The 18,793-nt window shown below is 61.6% G+C and carries 16 protein-coding genes and 1 pseudogene; 16 read left to right on the top strand and 1 reads right to left on the bottom strand.

Annotated features, from left to right (window positions below; translation table 11 throughout):
• Positions 1-69: 69 nt before the first annotated feature.
• From had to GO608_RS19055, 16 genes and pseudogenes are all read left to right on the top strand, one after another.
• Positions 70-1,137 carry a 6-hydroxycyclohex-1-ene-1-carbonyl-CoA dehydrogenase gene (gene had, locus GO608_RS19130; RefSeq protein WP_169198936.1) on the top strand — a complete coding sequence of 356 codons (1,068 nt, stop codon included), beginning with the start codon at positions 70-72 and terminating at the stop codon, positions 1,135-1,137.
• A gap of 24 nt (positions 1,138-1,161) precedes the next feature.
• The gene (oah, locus tag GO608_RS19125) at positions 1,162-2,298 is read left to right on the top strand and encodes a 6-oxocyclohex-1-ene-1-carbonyl-CoA hydratase (protein WP_169198937.1); all 1,137 of its coding nucleotides are present in this window, start codon (positions 1,162-1,164) and stop codon (positions 2,296-2,298) included.
• Positions 2,299-2,311: 13 nt separating this feature from the next.
• On the top strand, positions 2,312-3,082 hold the full coding sequence (locus GO608_RS19120; RefSeq protein ID WP_169198938.1) for a cyclohexa-1,5-dienecarbonyl-CoA hydratase: 771 nt from the start codon (positions 2,312-2,314) through the stop codon (positions 3,080-3,082).
• Positions 3,083-3,339: 257 nt separating this feature from the next.
• Positions 3,340-3,579 (top strand): YfhL family 4Fe-4S dicluster ferredoxin, encoded by a 240-nt coding sequence (locus tag GO608_RS19115; protein ID WP_169198939.1) that lies wholly within the window; start codon positions 3,340-3,342, stop codon positions 3,577-3,579.
• A gap of 1,117 nt (positions 3,580-4,696) precedes the next feature.
• Positions 4,697-5,785, top strand: coding sequence for a PEP/pyruvate-binding domain-containing protein (locus tag GO608_RS19110; RefSeq protein WP_169198940.1), 1,089 nt, complete (start codon positions 4,697-4,699; stop codon positions 5,783-5,785).
• 34 nt (positions 5,786-5,819) lie between these two features.
• Positions 5,820-6,506, top strand: coding sequence for a CBS domain-containing protein (locus GO608_RS19105; RefSeq protein WP_169198941.1), 687 nt, complete (start codon positions 5,820-5,822; stop codon positions 6,504-6,506).
• A gap of 32 nt (positions 6,507-6,538) precedes the next feature.
• Positions 6,539-7,957 (top strand): phenylphosphate carboxylase subunit beta, encoded by a 1,419-nt coding sequence (ppcB, locus tag GO608_RS19100; RefSeq protein WP_169198942.1) that lies wholly within the window; start codon positions 6,539-6,541, stop codon positions 7,955-7,957.
• A gap of 90 nt (positions 7,958-8,047) precedes the next feature.
• Positions 8,048-9,508 (top strand): phenylphosphate carboxylase subunit alpha, encoded by a 1,461-nt coding sequence (ppcA, locus tag GO608_RS19095; protein WP_247003331.1) that lies wholly within the window; start codon positions 8,048-8,050, stop codon positions 9,506-9,508.
• Between the two features lie 158 nt (positions 9,509-9,666).
• Positions 9,667-9,921, top strand: a complete 255-nt coding sequence (gene ppcG / locus GO608_RS19090; protein ID WP_169198944.1) for a phenylphosphate carboxylase subunit gamma — start codon at positions 9,667-9,669, stop codon at positions 9,919-9,921.
• A gap of 187 nt (positions 9,922-10,108) precedes the next feature.
• Complete coding sequence (locus GO608_RS19085; protein WP_169198945.1) at positions 10,109-10,516, top strand: DUF120 domain-containing protein; 408 nt, start codon at positions 10,109-10,111, stop codon at positions 10,514-10,516.
• 221 nt (positions 10,517-10,737) lie between these two features.
• Positions 10,738-12,045, top strand: a complete 1,308-nt coding sequence (locus GO608_RS19080) for a phenylacetate--CoA ligase family protein (protein ID WP_169198946.1) — start codon at positions 10,738-10,740, stop codon at positions 12,043-12,045.
• Between the two features lie 45 nt (positions 12,046-12,090).
• Positions 12,091-12,789 (top strand): CBS domain-containing protein, encoded by a 699-nt coding sequence (locus GO608_RS19075; RefSeq protein ID WP_169198947.1) that lies wholly within the window; start codon positions 12,091-12,093, stop codon positions 12,787-12,789.
• 305 nt (positions 12,790-13,094) lie between these two features.
• Entirely contained in the window at positions 13,095-15,002 is a 1,908-nt protein-coding gene (locus GO608_RS19070) for a 2-oxoacid:acceptor oxidoreductase subunit alpha (protein ID WP_247003329.1), read from the top strand.
• A 50-nt stretch (positions 15,003-15,052) separates the two neighbouring features.
• Positions 15,053-16,078 carry a 2-oxoacid:ferredoxin oxidoreductase subunit beta gene (locus tag GO608_RS19065; RefSeq protein WP_169198948.1) on the top strand — a complete coding sequence of 342 codons (1,026 nt, stop codon included), beginning with the start codon at positions 15,053-15,055 and terminating at the stop codon, positions 16,076-16,078.
• 544 nt (positions 16,079-16,622) lie between these two features.
• Positions 16,623-17,132: an IS5 family transposase gene (locus GO608_RS19060; RefSeq protein ID WP_169198986.1), complete on the top strand. Its 510-nt coding sequence runs from the start codon at positions 16,623-16,625 to the stop codon at positions 17,130-17,132.
• Positions 17,087-17,257: pseudogene (locus GO608_RS19055) on the top strand (integrase core domain-containing protein); the annotation flags it as partial. The gene GO608_RS19060 and the pseudogene GO608_RS19055, both read left to right, overlap by 46 nt.
• 391 nt (positions 17,258-17,648) lie before the next feature.
• Here GO608_RS19055 and GO608_RS19050 read toward each other — a convergent pair.
• Positions 17,649-18,578, bottom strand: coding sequence for a SphA family protein (locus GO608_RS19050; RefSeq protein WP_169198949.1), 930 nt, complete (start codon positions 18,576-18,578; stop codon positions 17,649-17,651).
• Between the last annotated feature and the right edge of the window lie 215 nt (positions 18,579-18,793).

Raw genomic sequence — 18,793 nt, 5'->3', positions numbered from 1 at the left:
CAGGGGAAGCGGGCTGTGTTTTTTTGGGCAGTTAACATCCTATACAACTAGTATCTCTGGAGGTCTTTCATGTCGATTCAAGCATATCGCTGGGTGATGAAGGCGGTCGGCCAGCCTATGGAAAGGGAAATGTTCGATCCGGGCGCTCCAGGACCGGGCGAGGTCGTTGTCGAAGTGGCGGGCTGCGGCGTCTGTCACACCGATCTCGGTTTCTACTACGACGGGGTACGCACAAATCATCCGCTGCCGTTGACTCTTGGCCATGAAATCAGCGGCCATGTGGTGGCGGCCGGCAAGGGCGCCGGCGAGTGGATGCGTCGCGCGGTCATCGTGCCGGCGATGTTTCAATGCGGCGAGTGCGATCCTTGCAAACGTGGCAAGGGCACTCTCTGTAGCAACGAAAGGATGCCTGGCAACGATATCGATGGAGGCTTCGCCACGCATATCCGGGTGCCAGCTCGAGGTCTCGTGGCGGTCGACGAGTCGCGATTGCGCGATGTCGGGCTGTCGCTGGCATCGGTGGCCGTGGTCGCGGATGCCGTGACTACGCCGTACCAGGCAGTGCTGCAATCTGGCCTGGGGCCGGGCGACATTGCGATCGTCAACGGCGTCGGTGGGGTAGGGGGTTATTGTGTGCAGATTGCCCGCGCGATGGGTGCGACAGTCGTCGCGATCGATGTCGATCCGGCCAAGCTGAAAATGATTGCCGATTACGGTGCCGCCCTAACCCTGAACGCGCGGGAAGTGGACAGCCGCGAACAGAAGAAGCGCATCGCGGCGTTTGCGCGGGAGCGCGGATTGCGCCCCATCGAATGGACCATCTTCGAGTGCTCGGGCACCCGCGTCGGCCAGGAAAGCGCCTTCAGCCTGCTGGTGCGCGGCGGCACCCTCTGCGTGGTTGGCTTCACCTTGGACAAGGTCGAAGTGCGGCTTTCCAATTTCATGGCACTGCACGCCCGCGCGCTCGGCAACTGGGGATGCCTGCTCAAGAACTACGTGCCTGCCCTCGACCTTGTGCTGGAGGGTAAGGTGAAGATCGCGCCGTTCGTGGAAGAGTTGCCCCTGGACCAGATCAACGAGGTCTTCCAGGCGGCACACGACCGCCGCTTGGTGCGCCGGGCAGTGCTGGTTCCCTAGATGAATGCTATTCGAGAATCGACCATGAGAAGCGTTACTGACCAGATTGCGCGCCACACGGCACCCAGGCAGTTGACCGATCACGGCGTGGCTCCCGACGTCGTAGTGCCGGGCGTCGTCTATGAAAAGCGCCCCGCGAGAACGCCGCGCGGCGACCTGGCCCCCGGTATCTACCACGCCTGGATCACCATCGACAATCAGGCGCAGTTCAACTCCTACAGCGTCGACATGCTCAAGGGCATCCAGTGGGCGCTGAAGACAGCTAGCAACGCTCGGGATGTCGTCAGCGTCGTCCTGACAGGCGCCGGCAGCAAAGCGTTCTGCACCGGCGGCAACGCGACGGATTTTGCCCGCTACTACGCCCGCAACCCGCAGGAATTCCGCCAATTCATGCGCCTGTTCAATGATACGGTGTCGGCGGTCATGGTGTGCGAGAAACCTGTGATTTGCCGGGTGAACGGCATGCGCACCGGCGGCGCTCAGGAACTGGGATTGGCCTGCGACTTCACCATCGCCCAGGACTTGGCCTTGTTCGGGCTCGCCGGTCCGAAGCACGGGGGAGCGATGATCGGCGGGGCGACGGACTTCCTGCCGGTGATGATCGGTGCGGAAGCCGCACTCGCGGTAGGCACGCTATGCGAGTCCCTCTCGGCCCACAAGGCGCGCCGCCTCGGCATGATCACTGCCGTGGTGCCGGCCCTCAAGGTGGACGGCAAGTTCGTACCCAATCCGTTGGTGGTCACCGACCGTTGCGTCGACGAGTTCGGCGAACTGGTTCTGGGCGAGCCCAAGACTGGCGAAACGCTCCTGCAGGGAAAGGCGCTTCTCGCTCGCGGCGAGGTCGACCTGAGCCTGCTCGATGCCAAGGTCGAAGAACTGTGCGCCAAGTTCGTAACCATGTTCCCGGATAGCCTGACCAAGAGCCTCGAAGCCCTGCGCAAACCCAAGATCGAGGCCTGGAACCGCAACAAGGAAGACAACCGCGCCTGGCTTGCTTTGAACATGATGACCGAAGCCTGCGCCGGTTTTCGCGCTTTTGCCGAAGGTAGCAAGGAAGCGGGGCGCGAAATCGATTTCGTGGCTCTGCGGCAGGCCCTTGCCAAGGGCGCCCCGTGGACGCCTGATCTGATCGACAACTTGATGCCCCACGCTAGAAACTGAGGAGACCCCAGAGATGACCGACACACCGCTTGAAGTCCGGCTCGACCGCGGCGCGAAGCTGCTGCGGCTTCGGCTCAACCGTCCTAAAGCCAATATTGTCGATGCTCAAATGATCGCAGCGCTCAGTCAGGGGCTCGACGCGCATGCCGAGGACCGCAATCTGTCGGCGGTGCTGCTCGAGCATGCTGGACCGCACTTCAGCTTCGGCGCGAGCATCGAGGAGCATTTCCCCGATCAAATGACAGGAATGCTGGCGGTACTTCACGGCCTAATCAAGCGAATGCTCGATTTCCCGCGCCCGATACTGGTCGCGGTGCGCGGCCAGTGTCTGGGTGGGGGAATGGAGGTCGCCCTTGCGGGCAGTCTGATCTTCGCGGCAGAGGATGCAAGATTCGGTCAGCCCGAAATCAAGTTGGGTTTCTTTGCACCTGCCGCCAGTTGTCTTCTCCCCGAGCGCATCGGCCAGGGTGCTGCCGACGACTTGCTGTTCTCCGGGCGCAGCGTTTCAGCGCCAGAGGCGATGCGGCTCGGCCTTGTCAACAGCGTGGCAGAAGACCCAGTGGCCGCCGCGCTCGCCTATTTCGATGAACACCTGGCCACGCACAGCACCAACGCACTTCGTTTCGCCGTCAAGGCGGCGCGCGGGGCTATGACCCGGCGTGTGATGGAACGCCTCGACGAACTTGAAAAGGTATGTGGGCAAGACCTCATCAATAGCGATGATGCGCTCGAAGGTTTGCTCGCCTTTCAGGAAAAGCGGCCTCCGCGCTGGAAGAACCGCTAACACCTGTTACACGAAAACGACGACCCGCGCAGCGCGGAAATTGGGCTCGACTTTATCACGGAAATATGACGGGTGGCAGTACCAGATCTGAGTATCTATTTCGTGTACGACAAAAGTCGAATTACTCATTCACCCATTAATGCAATCGGCTTTAAGGGATGCTAGGCGGAAGAAGTCGATCTAAACCGCTACGCCCCCGAGTCGGTTGTTTTTTGCAAGAAGCCGCAACACGCGGCACCTTTTTGAGAGAGGGACACATGGCCTTGTTGATTACGGAAGAGTGCACTAGTTGCGGTGCCTGCCAGACGGAATGCCCAAACGAGGCGATTACTCAAGGAAATGATATCTATGTGATCGCCCCAAATTTGTGCACCGAATGTGTAGGTCATTTTGACGAGTCGCAATGCGTCCAGGTCTGTCCGGTAGAGTCGATTGTTGCGGACCCCGATCACGTCGAAACGCAGGCTGAACTGCGTGCGAAAGCGGCTCGATTGTAAGCAATGGGATCGACGCTCCCATCGACAACGGCATCAAGTGCCGGAGTGGCAGTGTCGTCCACCACTCGAATCGGAAGGAGTGTCCCCCATGACCATCAGGTCGAAGTGTCGCAACTCCCGCCTTACCGAAGTTCTCCGATGACGCACCGGTCGCGCCCGCCGCGGCGGCCTGCAGGGCCGCCACGGCGAACCATCATCCCCTTAAGTTCTTACACCGCTTCCCGTGGCACGCCCTGACCGTGCCTCGGCGTTTCCCTCAATGCGACGATTTCTGCGCAACTCACCGCAGCGCTACTTGAACACCTAGGCGCTGGCTCGGCAAGTCGCGCATTACAGCCATATGCAACGCGTACGCACGCGCAGGCGGCGATTCGCGAAAACGTCGCAATCTTCGACGACCCCCAACGGCATCACTCGCGCCGTCGCTACCTGGTGCCGGCCGTGTTTGCTCAACATCAGCAGACTGTCCACCCCGCCTGGGTTGAGTTCCATTACTGGTCGAATCGCTAGGCTTGGCGGTCAGGCTGCCTCAACCGGCAGGTAATGCTGACTTCCTCTTTTCACCCGCCGCATTCCCACTCAGGGCTGTCGCAGCTACACACATGGCATGAATTGCTGTTCTGCCGCCTACCCAAGGCAATACCGGTTTGCACAAAACTTGCGCAGCCTGCGGCAGCTTTTCAGCGGGGAAACGGCTTCCATAGCCCGCGTCACTGACAATCGTGGAATACGGAATGGGTAGCTGCGGTAGCCCTGCATTCCCACTCGGCGAGTTTACCAAGGGGGCGCGCTTTCGTCAGGCTACCCCGAGAGGGTCAACTGCAGCTTCACAGAGCAAATGCATCACTTCCGGCTGCACCGCGGGCGAGTGAATCAAATGATCTAGTTTTCATGCTTCGGACGTTACTTGCTCCAGTGGATATAGAAGACGGTGTGGATGTATTTTGTTTCAATCATTCAATGGCTTGCATGCGTTATTGCTTGTTTTGCGTGCTTTCGAAAGTCTCTGGCACGCCTCTCGCTATTCCCCTTGTTGTCGTGCCCGGTAATTGCGCCGGGAAGATCGGTGAAACCACAAGGCAAGGCCGCCCGTACTGAGCGGCGAGAGGAGAGACACATGACAAGTCGAAAACCCCTGGTGTGCTGGTTTCAGGAGTGCAACAAGGATTCGGTCGAAGAGGTGGGTGGCAAGTGCTCGTCGCTGGGCGAGTTGATTAATGCCGGTCTGCGGGTGCCGCCAGGCTTCGCAATTACGACTTCGGGCTACCGACAGTTCATGCAGGAAGGGGGGATTACCCGCTCCGTGCATTCGTTGCTGGAAGGCTTGGACGAGAGGGACTTGGAAGCCCTGGAGACTGCGAGCAAGCGCATTCGCGAGCTGATCGAGAACACGCCGTTTTCAGTCCAATTGGAAGACGCCATTGCCGAGTACTACAGGCGCCTGTCAGTGCAGTGCTGTGTACCCGCGGTGCCGGTGGCGGTGCGCTCCAGTGCTACTGCCGAGGACCTGCCCGGGGCGAGCTTCGCGGGGCAGCAGGACACGTATCTCTGGATCCGTGGCGTGGATAGTTTGCTTACCCATGTGCGCAAGTGCATCTCCAGCCTCTTTACGGCCAGGGCCATCGCCTATCGCGTGAAGATGGGGTTTGATCACGACAAGGTGGCCATCAGCATGGGCGTGCAGAAGATGGCGAACGCTTTCACGGCGGGAGTCATGTTCACCCTGAATCCTACAAACGGCGACCGCTCTGTGATCATGATCGATGCGAGCTTCGGCTTCGGTGAGTCGGTCGTTTCGGGCGAGGTGACCCCGGATCAGTTCCTGGTCAACAAGGTCGCCCTGGAGATCCTGAAGCGGACCATCTCCACCAAGGAGATCTGCTACACGGTCGACCCTATTACCCAGACCTCCCAACGTTACGAAGTCCCGCCAGAACGTCAGAACGTTCAATGCGTGACAGACAAGGAAGTGGCTGACCTCTCGCAGATGGGCAAGCTCATCGAGAAGCATTATGGCCGGCCGATGGACATCGAATGGGCAATCGACAAGGACATGCCTCCGGGTGGCAACGTCTTCATTCTCCAGGCGCGGCCTGAGACGGTGTGGAGCAGTAAGAAGGTCCAGGCGATCACTGAGGCATCCCCGAACAAGTCGGCAATGGATTTCATTCTGGCTAGCATGATGGAAGGCAGGACAATGTCATGAAAGCCGCGATCGCATACCACCAGGAGGAACGGCAATGAAAGTGCGCAACTGGATGCAGGAAAACCCGGTGGTGGTCACCGGGGACACGTTGCTCTCCGAAGCCAAGCGCCTGCTTGCCGACCACAACGCGCAAGCGCTCCCCGTTGTGGACGACGGTCGCCTGCGGGGTCTCATTACCCGTTCGGCTTGCCTGCGGGCGTCCCACTTCGTCTCGCGGACCGATAATCCGAGCGAATTCGCATTCTTCGCTAACCGCCTCAAGGTGAAGGATCTCATGGTGCGCAACCCAGCCACCGTGGATGCAGCCGATACCATGGAACACTGCCTGGAAAAGGGGCGCGAGCTCAAGGTCGGGCAATTTCCGGTGATGGAGAACGGGCAGGTCATCGGAATCGTCTCCGCCAACGAGGTCCTCTCACTCGCGGCCCACTTCCTTGCCGCATGGGAGCGCCGCAGCGGCGTCACCCTTGCCCCCATCAAGCTGAATCCCGGGGTGATCGGCAAGATCGCCGAACTCGTGGAAGCCGCCGGTGCGGAAGTTCGGGCGATTTATCCCATCGGCCGCGCGGAGCCGCCGGAATACAAAGAAGGCCCGGAAAAGAAGGTAATCGTGCGTTTCCACGCGCAGGACGCGTCGGCCGTGGTTGCTGCACTGGAAGGGGGCGGATTCCGCGTTCTGGAATCCGTCGAAGGGCATGCGCAAGCACCGACTCAACACTGACGACCAAAATCACTACCGCGAGGAGCATCGGGATGGACCTCAGATATTTCATCAATTCCTGCGCCGAAGCTAACGAGTTGAAGCGCATCACGACCGAAGTCGACTGGAATCTGGAGATCTCGCATGTCTCCAAGTTGGCCGAGGAGAAAAAGGGCCCGGCACTGCTGTTCGAGAGCGTCAAGGGCTACGACACGCCGGTATTCACCGGCGCCTTCGCGACGACCAAGCGTCTCGCGATCATGCTGGGCCTGCCGCACGACCTGACGCTGTGCCAGTCGGCGCAGCAGTGGATGAAGAAGACGATCACTTCCGAAGGCCTGATCAAGGCGAAGGAAGTGAAGGACGGCCCCGTGCTGGAAAACGTGCTGACCGGCAACAAGGTCGATCTGAACATGTTCCCGGTGCCGAAGTTCTTCCCGCTCGACGGCGGGCGCTACATCGGCACGATGGTGTCGGTGGTACTGCGTGACCCCGAGACCGGCGAAGTTAACCTCGGCACCTACCGCATGCAGATGCTCGACGACAAGCGCTGCGGCGTGCAGATCCTGCCCGGAAAGCGCGGTGAACGGATCATGAAGAAGTACGCCAAGATGGGCAAGAAGATGCCTGCGGCGGCGATCATCGGCTGCGATCCGCTGATCTTCATGGCCGGCACGCTGATGCACAAGGGCGCGTCCGACTATGACATCACCGGCACGGTGCGCGGTCAGCAGTCCGAGTTCTTGATGGCGCCGCTGACCGGCCTGCCGGTGCCGGCGGGCGCCGAGATCGTCCTCGAAGGCGAGATCGACCCGAACGCCTTCCTGCCGGAAGGCCCGTTCGCCGAATACACCGGGTACTACTCCGACGAGTTGCACAAGCAGATCCCGAAGCCGGTGCTGGAAGTGCAGCAGATCCTGCATCGCAACAATCCGATTCTGTGGGCAACCGGCCAGGGCCGCCCGGTGACCGACGTGCATATGCTGCTCGCCTTCACTCGCACCGCAACGCTGTGGTCCGAGCTTGAGCAGATGCGCATCCCCGGCATCCAGTCGGTATGCGTGCCGCCGGAATCGGCGGGCCGCTTCTGGGCCGTGGTGTCGGTCAAGCAAGCCTATGCGGGGCACTCGCGCCAGATCGCCGACGCAGTGATCGCGAGCAATACCGGCTCCTACGGTATCAAGGGCGTCATCACGGTGGACGAGGACATCATGGCCGACGACCTGCAGCGCGTGTTCTGGGCACTGTCGTGCCGCTACGACCCGATGCGTGGCACTGAACTAATCAAACGGGGCCGTTCGACGGTGCTCGACCCGGCGCTCGATCCCCGGTCCGACAAGCTCACCACCTCGCGCATCCTGATGGATGCCTGTATTCCCTACGAGTGGAAAGAAAAGCCGGTCGAGGCGCGCTTCGATGAAGCAATGCTCGCCAAGGTCAAGTCTCGCTGGGGCGAGTACGGCATTGATTGAAGGTTTACTGATGCTGGAGCTCGTGGCGGTAAAAGGAGCGCCAGCTTTTTCGACAGCTGTCTGAACGCAACTACGATGGGGAGACCGAACATGGCTTCGATTCCGAAGGACAACCGCGAATACATCGCGGCGTTGGAAAAATCTGGCGATTGCGTCCGCATTAAGCAGGAAGTGGACTGGGACAACGAGGCGGGCGCGATCGTGCGGCGCGTTTGCGAACTGGGCGCACCGGCGCCGTTCATGGAAAAGATCAAGGACTATCCGGGTTTTTCATTCTTCGGCGCGCCGCTGGCGACCTATCGGCGAATGGCCATCTCGCTTGGCATGGACCCGAACTCGACTTTGCCGGAGATAGGCAAGGAATATCTCGCGCGTACCAACGGAGAAGTCGTCCAACCGATCACTGTGGATCGGCGAGACGCGCCGTGCAAGGAGAACATCTTGCTCGGCAGCGATGTGGATCTGTGCAAGCTGCCCGTGCCGCTCGTGCACGACGGCGACGGGGGCCGTTACGTCGGGACCTGGCACGCGGTCGTCACGAAGCACCCGGTGCGCGGCGACGTGAACTGGGGCATGTACCGGCAGATGATGTATGACTCGCGGACCATGGCGGGAGCGGTATTCCCCTTCTCCGACCTGGGCAAGACGCTGACCGAGTACTACCTGCCGCGAGGTGAGGCTTGCCCGTTCGCCACTGCCATCGGTCTGTCGCCGCTTGCCGCGATGGCCGCTTGTGCGCCCTCGCCGATCCCCGAGCCCGAGCTCACGGGCATGCTGATGAAATCGCCCGTGCGCCTCGTGAAGTGCGAGACCAACGATCTGGAAGTGCCCGCGGACGCTGAGATCATCATCGAAGGCGTAATCCTGCCCGACTACAAGGTCGAGGAAGGCCCGTTCGGCGAATACACCGGTTACCGGACCTCCGGCCGCGATTTCCGCGTGACCTTCCGCGTCGATGCGATCACGTACCGCAACAACGCGACCATGACCATCTCCAACATGGGCGTACCCACGGACGAGGGGCAGCTGCTGCGCTCGTTCTCTCTGGGTCTCGAGCTGGAGAAGCTGCTGCGCAGTCAGGGCATTCCCGTGACTGGCGTGTACATGCATCCGGGCTCCACCCACCACATGATGATCGTGGGAGTGAAACCGACGTACTCCGGCGTGGCAATGCAGATCGCGCAGCTCGCGTTCGGCTCCAAGCTCGGCCCCTGGTTCCACATGGTGATGGTCGTCGACGACCAAACCGACATCTACAACTGGAACGAGGTCTATCACGCATTCTGCACCCGCTGCAATCCGGAGCGCGGTATCCATGTGTTCAAGAACACAACCGGCACGGCGCTGTACCCGCACGCCACCCCGCACGACCGCAAGTACTCGATCGGCTCGCAGGTGCTGTTCGACTGCCTGTGGCCGGTCGATTGGGACAAGACGAACGACGTGCCGACGCTCGTCAGCTTCAAGAACGTCTATCCCAAGGACGTCCAGGAGAAGGTCGTCAACAACTGGGCCGATTACGGCTTTCCTTCGGGGAAAGCAACTGATTAGGACAGGCCTTCAGACCTGTCGCATCAGCAAATTTGGAAGGGTTTGCATCCCTCCCCAATTGCTACGGCTGAAACCTCATGGGATGTTCAACGTCCGCACCGCACCGAGGTGCGGGGTTTGAAAGCGGAGTCATTTTTGCGAATAGAGAGGAACGGAAAATGAACCAATGGGAAGTTTTCGTCAACGACTTGGGCGAGCTGAGTGAAGGCAAGGACTTGGAGCTGACGGTGCGCACGCTCAACCCCGGCATGCACATGTACACATACAAACGCGTGAAGTGCAAGGTGTCCTCCGAGCTGGAGCAGTTTGAAGACCGGCTGCAGGTGCGCTTGGGGCGAGGGCAGCTCTCGGATAAGAAGTTCTCGATCCGGGTGGTGGAGGAAATTCAGCGGATGCCGCAGAAGTACCTGTGACATAAATCAGGAGGGTAAGGGGTTCCTCTGGGAACTCCTCACCAAGGGTACATGCATACAGCGATTGGCTGAGCTTCCTGGCCGAACTGAAGGGCTCTACTCACGGCACCCGCTTCCGGTTCGACGAGATTTGGCCGCCATCGGCGGCGGAAGCAAATGCCCGCGCGGTGTCGATGGAGTTGCTTGGATGAGCGCAGAGATTCTGGAACTGAAAGGTCTGGTTTGCTCAGGACTCGATAAGGCAGCCGGCTTTACGCAGATGGAGTGGGTGATGCGAGAGTTTCGCGACAAGCTTGGTTTCGCTCCCTATCCGGGCACCCTCAATCTGCAGATGCAAGGCGCCAGTTGGGAGCGGGCGCGTCGGCGCCTGCTCGCCGGGAAGGGCATCGTCATCACGCCTGAATCGGGGGCCTGCGGAGCCAAATGTTTTCTGCTCTCGCTCGGGGACGAAGTGCGGGGGGCTGCAGTATTTCCCGAGATCGACACTTACCCAGTCGACAAACTCGAGGTGGTCGCGCCTGCGCACTTGCGCAGTGCGCTTCGAATATATGACGGCGACCAGATCAGCGTACGGATTGATGTTAGCGATTATTAGGGAAACTGAACCATGACGCCGATATTTTTCCCCGAGGAGATACCGGTAAATGGCTCCGCTGTGGATTATTGGTTTTACAACGTCATCCAGGAGTTTACGGCGGTATAGCGCCGAGGTGCAGCGATATCTGTCGGTGCGCACTGCTTGGCCCCGCAGATCCGTCCGAGGTGCGCGTCAAAGTCGAGTAGGGGTTTTTCAGAACTTTTGGGAGGAGTGAGTCAATGGCGTACTTTAATCAAGAATTGGAAACCATGCCGCGCGAAAAGCTCGAGGCGCTGCAGCTGCAAAAATTGCAGGCCATGATGGGTGAGCTTTGGGGCAAGAATGCGTTTTACACGAAAAAGTGGAAAGCGGCTGGCGTGCACCCTGGAGATATCAAGTCCCTAGCCGATTTGGCCCGCTTGCCGATGACCAAGAAAAGCGAACTCATGGAGGATCAGGCCCGAAACCGCCCCTTCGGCACCAACTGTACCTATCCCCTCGAAGCCTACGTGCGAGTACACCAGACTTCCGGGACGACCGGGCTGCCGCTCAAGGTGCTCGACACCAATGAGAGCTGGGACTGGATGGGTACCTGTTGGGGCTATGTGTTGTCCGGTGCGGGAGTGACCGCCGCAGATCGGCTGTTCGTAGCGTTTACTTTCGGTCCCTTCATCGGTTTTTGGGGGGCAGTGGAAGGGGCTCGCAAGATCGGCGCGACGCTTATCCCTGGCGGTGGGCGGGACTCGCAGCAGCGGCTGGAACTGATGCGCGACATGGGTGCGACCGTGCTTGCCTGCACCCCGACTTACGCATTGCGTCTTGCCGAAGTGGGCCGTGAGATCAACTTCGATCCGCGCTCCATTCCCTTGCGCACGACCGTTCACGCGGGCGAGCCGGGCGCCAGCATTCCGTCCACCAAGATGCGCATCGAGGAAGCTTGGAACGCCAAGTGTTTCGACCACGCAGGAGCTTCGGAAGTGGGCCCGCACTCTTTTGAATGCGAGTGCCAGCCCGGGGGCACGCACCTGATCGAAAGCGAGTACATCGCTGAAGTGCTCGACCCGAAGACGGGTCAATCCGTGCCTCCGGGCAACCGCGGTGAACTAGTCATTACCAACCTAGGCCGCTGGGGGTTCCCGATCGTTCGCTATCGTACCGGCGACGTGGTGCAGGTAAACCTTGATCAATGCGAATGCGGTCGGACTTTTCTGCGCTTCGAGGGCGGCATCGTCGGGCGCGCTGACGACATGATTACGGTTCGGGGCGTCAACGTCTTTCCGGCCGGGGTGGAGAACATCATCCGAAAGTTCACAGAGGTGGACGAGTTTCGCATCGTGGTGCGCACGGTGAAGTTCATGGATGAGATGGAAGTGGAGGTGGAGCTCGCGAACGGTGCTGATGCCAGCTTGGCTCAAGCCATCGCCGAGAAATTGGACACGCTGCTTTCATTCCGACCCCGGGTGCGCGTCGTGCCGCGCGACACGCTGCCGCGTTTCGAGATGAAGTCCAAGCGCTTCTTTGTCGAGCGGGATGCCTTGACCGCGTGATAGGGCGAGGGAGCGAAAACGCCGCTGGGAAGATGAGGAGGGGATATGCTGGTTCGTAACTGGATGCAGAAGAACCCCATTACCGTCACCAGCGGTACGCTCGTGTCGGAGGCGAAGCGCATTCTTGCGGAGAAGAACTTGCATGCGTTGCCGGTCGTGGACAACGGTCGGCTGCGGGGGCTTGTTACCCGTGCGAGCTGTTTGCGGGCGTCGGATCACGTCGCACGTACCCAGGATCCGAATGAGTTCGACTATTTTGTTAACCGGCTGCGCGTGCGTGACGTGATGGTGCGAAACCCCGTGACGGTGTCGCCTGACGACACCATCGAGCACTGCTTACTCATCGGACAAGAGCTGGGCCATGCCCAGCTACCTGTGGTCGATGAGGAAGAGGTGGTCGGGCGCGTGGTCGGCGTAATCAGCGCGAATGAGGTTTTTAAACTCTCGGCTCAGTTCCTCGGAGCATTCGAGCGCTGGGCGGGAGTTACCTTGGCGCCGATCGAAATCGGGCACGGAACGCTTGGAAGGATTACAGCGGTCGCCGAACAGGCCGGAGCGGTGGTCTATGCCGTCTATCCTATCGCCGACATTTGCCTGACACAGGGGAATTCCGACCGTGAAAAGCGTGTGGTTCTTCGATTCCAGCACGACGACATGGTTCAGGTGGTTCTTGCTCTCCGGTCCGCCGGATATCGCGTCTCCGAAGAGAGCCAAGAGGTCCAGTCGAAGAAAAGGAAGAAATGAATTGGAGAACTCCTGGAGACCGCTGAACAAATTTGTTTCAGTGCGCGCTGGCTCGATCTTCCGAACGGGTGTTTCGAGGAGCGCGCGGCTCTTGGCGCTGCGCTGGTTCAACTGGGACCCGATTCTCCGTACGCAACGGTCGCTGCGCGACAGAGGCGCCGGCGTCGCCGGCGCGGCGTTTTTCGCTTCGCTTGGTCAAGATCAAGACAGGTGTACTTCAAACAGTTGATAGGCAATCACAGTGGCCGACGGGACGCCGCGAGTGCGCGGTGACACAGGCCGTCGGTTTGCCCGAGGAGGAATGTATGTCCGAGCTGGAGCTAGTATTCGTAAGAGAACGGGAAAATAAGGCGGTGCGCGGCGACGCCATGTCGGGGACGGAACGACTGCGCGAGCGTGTCGTCGAGGCGCTCGACAGCGTCGTGATCCGTTTCGTCGGCGACTCCGGCGACGGCATGCAGCTCACCGGTTCAGAATTCTCGAAAGCCGTCGCGAAGGCCGGGCACGGTTTCGCGACTCACCCCGACTACCCCTCTGAAATTCGCGCGCCGACCGGCACGCTGTTCGGCGTGTCCGGCTACCAGATCCAGTACGGGTCGCGTCAGGTATTCACGTCCGGCGACGCGCCCGACGCGCTCGTCGCGATGAACCCGGCGGCGCTGAAGACGAACCTCGCCGACGTCAAGCACGGCGGCATCATCATCGCGAACACCGGCGCGTTCGCCGACACGAACCTGGCGAAAGCCGGCTACACGAGCAATCCGCTCGAGGACGGCAGCCTCGACGGCTACCGGCTCTTCAAGATCGACATCTCGGCGCTGACCGCGGCGGCGCTGCGCGAGTCCGGCCTGTCGAAGAAGGAAGTCGGCCGCTGCAAGAACTACTTCGCGCTCGGCCTGATGCTGTGCCTGTACGGCCGGCCGATCGAGGACGAGATCGCCGACATTTACGAGAAATTCTCGAAGAAGCCTGAATTCGCCGACGCCAACGTCAATGCGCTGCGCGCCGGCTTCGCGTATGCCGACGCCGCCGAGATCTTCGCCGCGACCTACCAGGTGCGCGAAGCGGCGGCGAAACCCGGCGTCTATCGCAGCATCACCGGCAACCATGCCGCGGCGCTCGGCTTCGTCGCCGCGTCCGAGTCGTCCGGCGTCGGGCTTTTCCTCGGTTCGTACCCGATCACGCCGGCGACCGACATCCTGCACGAGCTGTCCGCGCTGAAGCATTTCGACGTCACGACCTATCAGGCCGAGGACGAGATCGCCGGCATCTGCTCGACGATCGGCGCGGCCTACGGCGGCGCGCTCGGGCTGACGACGACGTCCGGCCCCGGCATGGCGCTGAAGACCGAAGCGATGGGCCTCGCGGTGATGCTGGAGCTGCCGCTGGTGATCGTGAACGTGCAGCGCGGCGGCCCGTCGACCGGCCTGCCGACGAAGATCGAGCAGTCCGACCTGCTGCAGGCGATCTACGGGCGCAACGGCGAATGCCCGATCCCGGTCATCGCCGCGCGCTCGCCCTCCGACTGCTTCGACTGCGCGATCGAGGCGTTTCGCATCGCGGTCAAGTACATGACGCCGGTGATCCTCCTGACCGACGGGGGCATCGCGAACGCTGCCGAGCCGTGGCGGATTCCCGACGTCGCGAGCCTGCCGAAAGTCGAGGTGAGCTACCGCACCGATCCTGAAGGCTTCCAGCCGTATGCGCGCGACGAAAACCTCGCGCGCCCTTGGGTGCGCCCCGGCACGCCGGGCATGGAGCACCGCGTCGGCGGCCTGGAAAAGGACTTCCTCAGCGGCAACATCTCGCACGATCCGCTGAACCACCAGCGCATGGTCGAAGTGCGCGCCGCGAAAGTGGCTGGCACCGCGCAGGACATCCCGCCGACGACGATCGAGGGGCCGGCGTCCGGCGACCTGCTCGTCATCGGCTGGGGCAGCACCTACGGCACGATCGCGCAGGCGCGCGAAAAGGCGGAGGCTGACGGTCGCTCGGTCGCGCACGTGCATCTGCGTCACCTGAATCCGCTGCCGCCGGACCTCGGCGAGCTGCTCGGGCGCTACAAGACCGTGCTGGTGCCGGAACTCAACATGGGGCAACTCTCGAAGCTGCTGTGCGAACGCTACCTGCGCGAGGTCGTGCCGATGAACAAGGTGCAGGGCAAGCCCTTCAAGGTCAGCGAAGTCCATGACCGCATCCTCGAACTGAGCTGACGCGCGCGCTGCACCGCGTCCACGAGCCCCACCGTTACAGGAAGATCATCATGAACGACATGTCCGCACCCGTCGCGCTGACGAAAAAAGACTTCGAATCGAACCAGGACGTGCGCTGGTGTCCCGGTTGCGGCGACTACGCCGTCCTCGCGCAGATCCAGAAGCTCCTGCCCACGCTCGGCATCCCGCGCGAGAACTTCGCCTTCATCTCCGGCATCGGCTGTTCGAGCCGATTCCCGTACTACATGGACACGTACGGGATGCACAGCATCCACGGGCGGGCGCCGGCGATCGCGAGCGGGCTGAAGCTCGCTCGGCCCGAGCTGTCGGTGTGGGTCGTCACCGGGGACGGCGATGCGCTGGCGATCGGCGGCAACCACTTCATCCACGCGATGCGCCGCAACGTCGACCTGAAGGTGATCCTGCTCAACAACCGCATCTACGGCCTGACGAAAGGCCAGTATTCGCCGACTTCAGAAATGGGCAAGAAGACCAAGAGCACGCCGCTCGGCAGCATCGACCGGCCGTTCTCGCCGGTCGCGCTCGCGCTCGGCGCCGGTGCGACTTTCGTCGCCCGCTCGGTCGACACCGACCTGCCGCATCTCGCGTCCGTGCTCGCACGCGCGGCAGCGCACAAGGGCACGGCGTTCGTCGAGATCCTGCAGAACTGCATCGTGTTCAACGACGGTGCGCACAACGCGCTGACCGAGAAGGCCACGCGCGACGACGCGCGGCTCATGCTTGAGCACGGCAAGCCGCTCGTGTTCGGGAAAAACCCCGACCAGGGTATCCGGCTCGCCGGCATGGAGCCGGAGGTCGTTACGCTCGGCGACGGCGTGGCGAGCGAAGCGGAGCTCGTCGTGCATGACGAGCATGCGATGCACAGCGGGCTCGCGTTCTTCCTGTCGCAGTTCGAGTCTCCGGAGCTCCCAGTGCCGCTCGGCGTGTTCCGCGCGGTGCGCCAACCGACCTGCGACGAGCTGAACGCGCAGCTGCATGAAAATACGCGCGAAGCGAAGGGGCGCGGGCGGCTCGCGGATCTGCTGCACGGCGGCGACATATGGACGATCGGCTGATCGAGTTCCAGCAAGTAGGGGTAGCCGTGATGAAGCGTAGGTCGGATTGAGAGCAGCGATGCTCGACGTCCGCCGCTTCGATGCCTAGCGGTGCGGGTTGCTCGCCTGCATCTGCGCCAAACCGTGGGGCCGACGCGCGTCCGATCGATGTCAATCGCATCGACCGCTTCGCGCTGGCGGCCCCGGGTAGGGAGGATGAAAGAGAGCGCGGCAAAGAATGCTGAGCAGATCCCCCCCGCGGCCCACACGTCCCCTGCGCGCACGTATGGGGCAAGCCGGAATGCTGGGCGTCCGCGCTCTGATGTCGGTGGCGGGAGGTGGCCCCGGTTTTCGACAAAAGAACCGGCTGCTTAGGGGCTGTTCAGGGCTGTTCACATTCACTGATTTGTGCTTACATCCTGATCTCTGGGCGGAGATCAGGATGCGTCGGATGGTGCTGACGGATGAACGACGGAAGAAGATCGAGCAACTGTTGCCAGGCAAGGCAAGCGATCCTGGTCGCACCGCCAAGGACAACCGCTTATTCGTCGAGGCGGTCCTTTGAATCGCACGGACCGGTAGTCCGTGGCGCGATCTGCCGCGCGAGTTCTGCGACTGGCATTCCACGTACGTCCGATTTGCGCGCTGGCGCGATGCCGGCGTATGGGATCGAGTGTCACAAGCGCTGGTTGGCGATTTCGAGCTGGAGCGGGTCTTCATCGACGCCACCATCGTTCGCGCACCCGCACGCCGCAGGCGCCCAAAAAAAGTAGATCCGCAAGCATTCGGACGTTCGCGAGGCGGACTGAGCACCAAACTGCATTTCGCCGTCGACGCGCTTGGCAACCCGCTGCGCCTGATGCTTACCGCAGGGCAGATCGCCGACATCGATTGCGCTCAGGATCTGGTCGCCAATTCGCGCTGCGGTGCTCTGATTGCCGACAAGGGCTACGATGCAAATGCACTGGTCGAAGCGATCGAAGCAAGCGCGCAGACGGCCATCCCGCTGCGCTCCAACCGCATTACGCCTTGTCGATGGAATGGTTTCGGAACCGCTTCGAGGCCAAGGTCGTGATTGAGGAATGGCGCCGACATTACAATGACCTTCGACCGCACTCGAACCTCGGCCGGAGAACTCCCACAGAGTTCAAGCGCTTGTGTATTCCAACCACCAACCCGGAAGCCGTTCTCCAGGAATGAGTGGTCCGAAGAAATCAGGCAGCTCAAGGGCGTGTTCCGGGAAGCGGTGTAAGAACTTGAGGGGGGATGTGTTCGCCGTGGCGGCCCTGCGGGCCGCCACGGCGCGCGCGACCGGTGCGTGATCGGAGAACGTCGGTAAGGTGAGAGTTGCGACACTTCGACCTGACCATGAGGAAGTGCCGATGACCGCGCCGTCGCGTGCATTTCAGGCGCAACCGCCTCGTGCATGCCCCGGCCGGCCAACGGCGCGTCGTCGCCGACCAGCGGCACGCCTACACCGCTGGTGCCGGGGCCGGAGCCTGACCCGGTAACGGAGCCCGGCCCGTACCGGAGCCGAGCAAGGACCAGGATCCGGAAACGGACGGCGATACCGCGCAAGTGAGCCGCGGATTCAGAAGGGCGTCACGAGCTTGAACCAGGCCTTGTCGCCGCGGAAGCGGTTCTCGGCTTCGGTTTCGTGCTGCCACTGCGCGACCAGCAGCGTGCCGCCTTTCGTCGTGTAGCTGACGCTCGGGCCGATCGCGAACACCTCGCCGCGGCGCCCCGCGGACCACGGGCCGATCGCCGCCGGGATCTTGCGGCCGTCGAGCTCGTCGTCGGTCGTCTGCTTCACGTAGTAGCCCGACAGGCCCGCCCCCCAGGGCCCGAAGCGCTTGCCGACGAGGTAGTCGATGTGGAGTTCGTCGCCGGACTCGTAGTCCATCTTCGGCGCGCCCGGCGCGGGGCGGAAATCCTTGTTCTTCGCCTTGATGTTGTACATGAACTTGGCCGACACTTCCCAGCCGCTCTCCGACAGCCAGGTCGCCGCGAACACCGGTTCTACGCTCCAGTAGTGCGCGCCGATGCTCTTTCGCGGCTCGCCCGACTTGTACTTGCCGGTCGGCGCGTAGAAGTCGAGCGCAGCGACCCAGTGCCAGTTGCCGGAATGCCACGCGACGACGAACGGTGAAAACACGAGGTCGCCGAGCCCGCTGACCGTCTTGCCGCCGGCGCCAAGCTCCAGTTCCTGGTGCACGACCGGCAGGATCGCGTGCATCGCCCAGTTGCCGCCGAGGATCTGCTGGTTCGTGACCTTGACCCAGCGCAGCGCGTCGAACCACGCGGTGACGGAAGCGCCAGGCACCTTGTCGCCGTCGCCGTCGCGCAGGTCGCCGTCGTAATAGCCGAAGTAGTTCAGAAAATAATCGCCCGGCGGCGGCAGTGCGCCAGCGAGCCAGTTCTCGCTGCCGTTCGGATATTGGTCGCCGCCTTCCTTCGCGACTGCTCCGCTTATCGTCAACCCCGACAGCGCTACCGCCAGGCAGATCCGATTGAGTTTCATGTCTCCTCCTTGATGTTTTCTGTAGTGGTGATGCGTTGCTTTGCTGCTTGAAAATCGGGGCTGACGTCACCCCGCGGTGATGCAGGCCCGTCCGGAACAGGCGCAGTGAATCGATCTTCTCGGTTTCAGTGGCTTCTTCGAAAAATGACGGAACCGTATTCAAGATGGCTGTATAGAACAATATCAGGGCCGGCGTGGCGCTTTGCCGATCACTC

Origin of the sequence: Aromatoleum buckelii, from assembly GCF_012910785.2 — a bacterium.
GTDB classification, from domain to species: domain Bacteria; phylum Pseudomonadota; class Gammaproteobacteria; order Burkholderiales; family Rhodocyclaceae; genus Aromatoleum; species Aromatoleum buckelii.
This window is presented reverse-complemented; position numbering and strand designations above follow the sequence as displayed.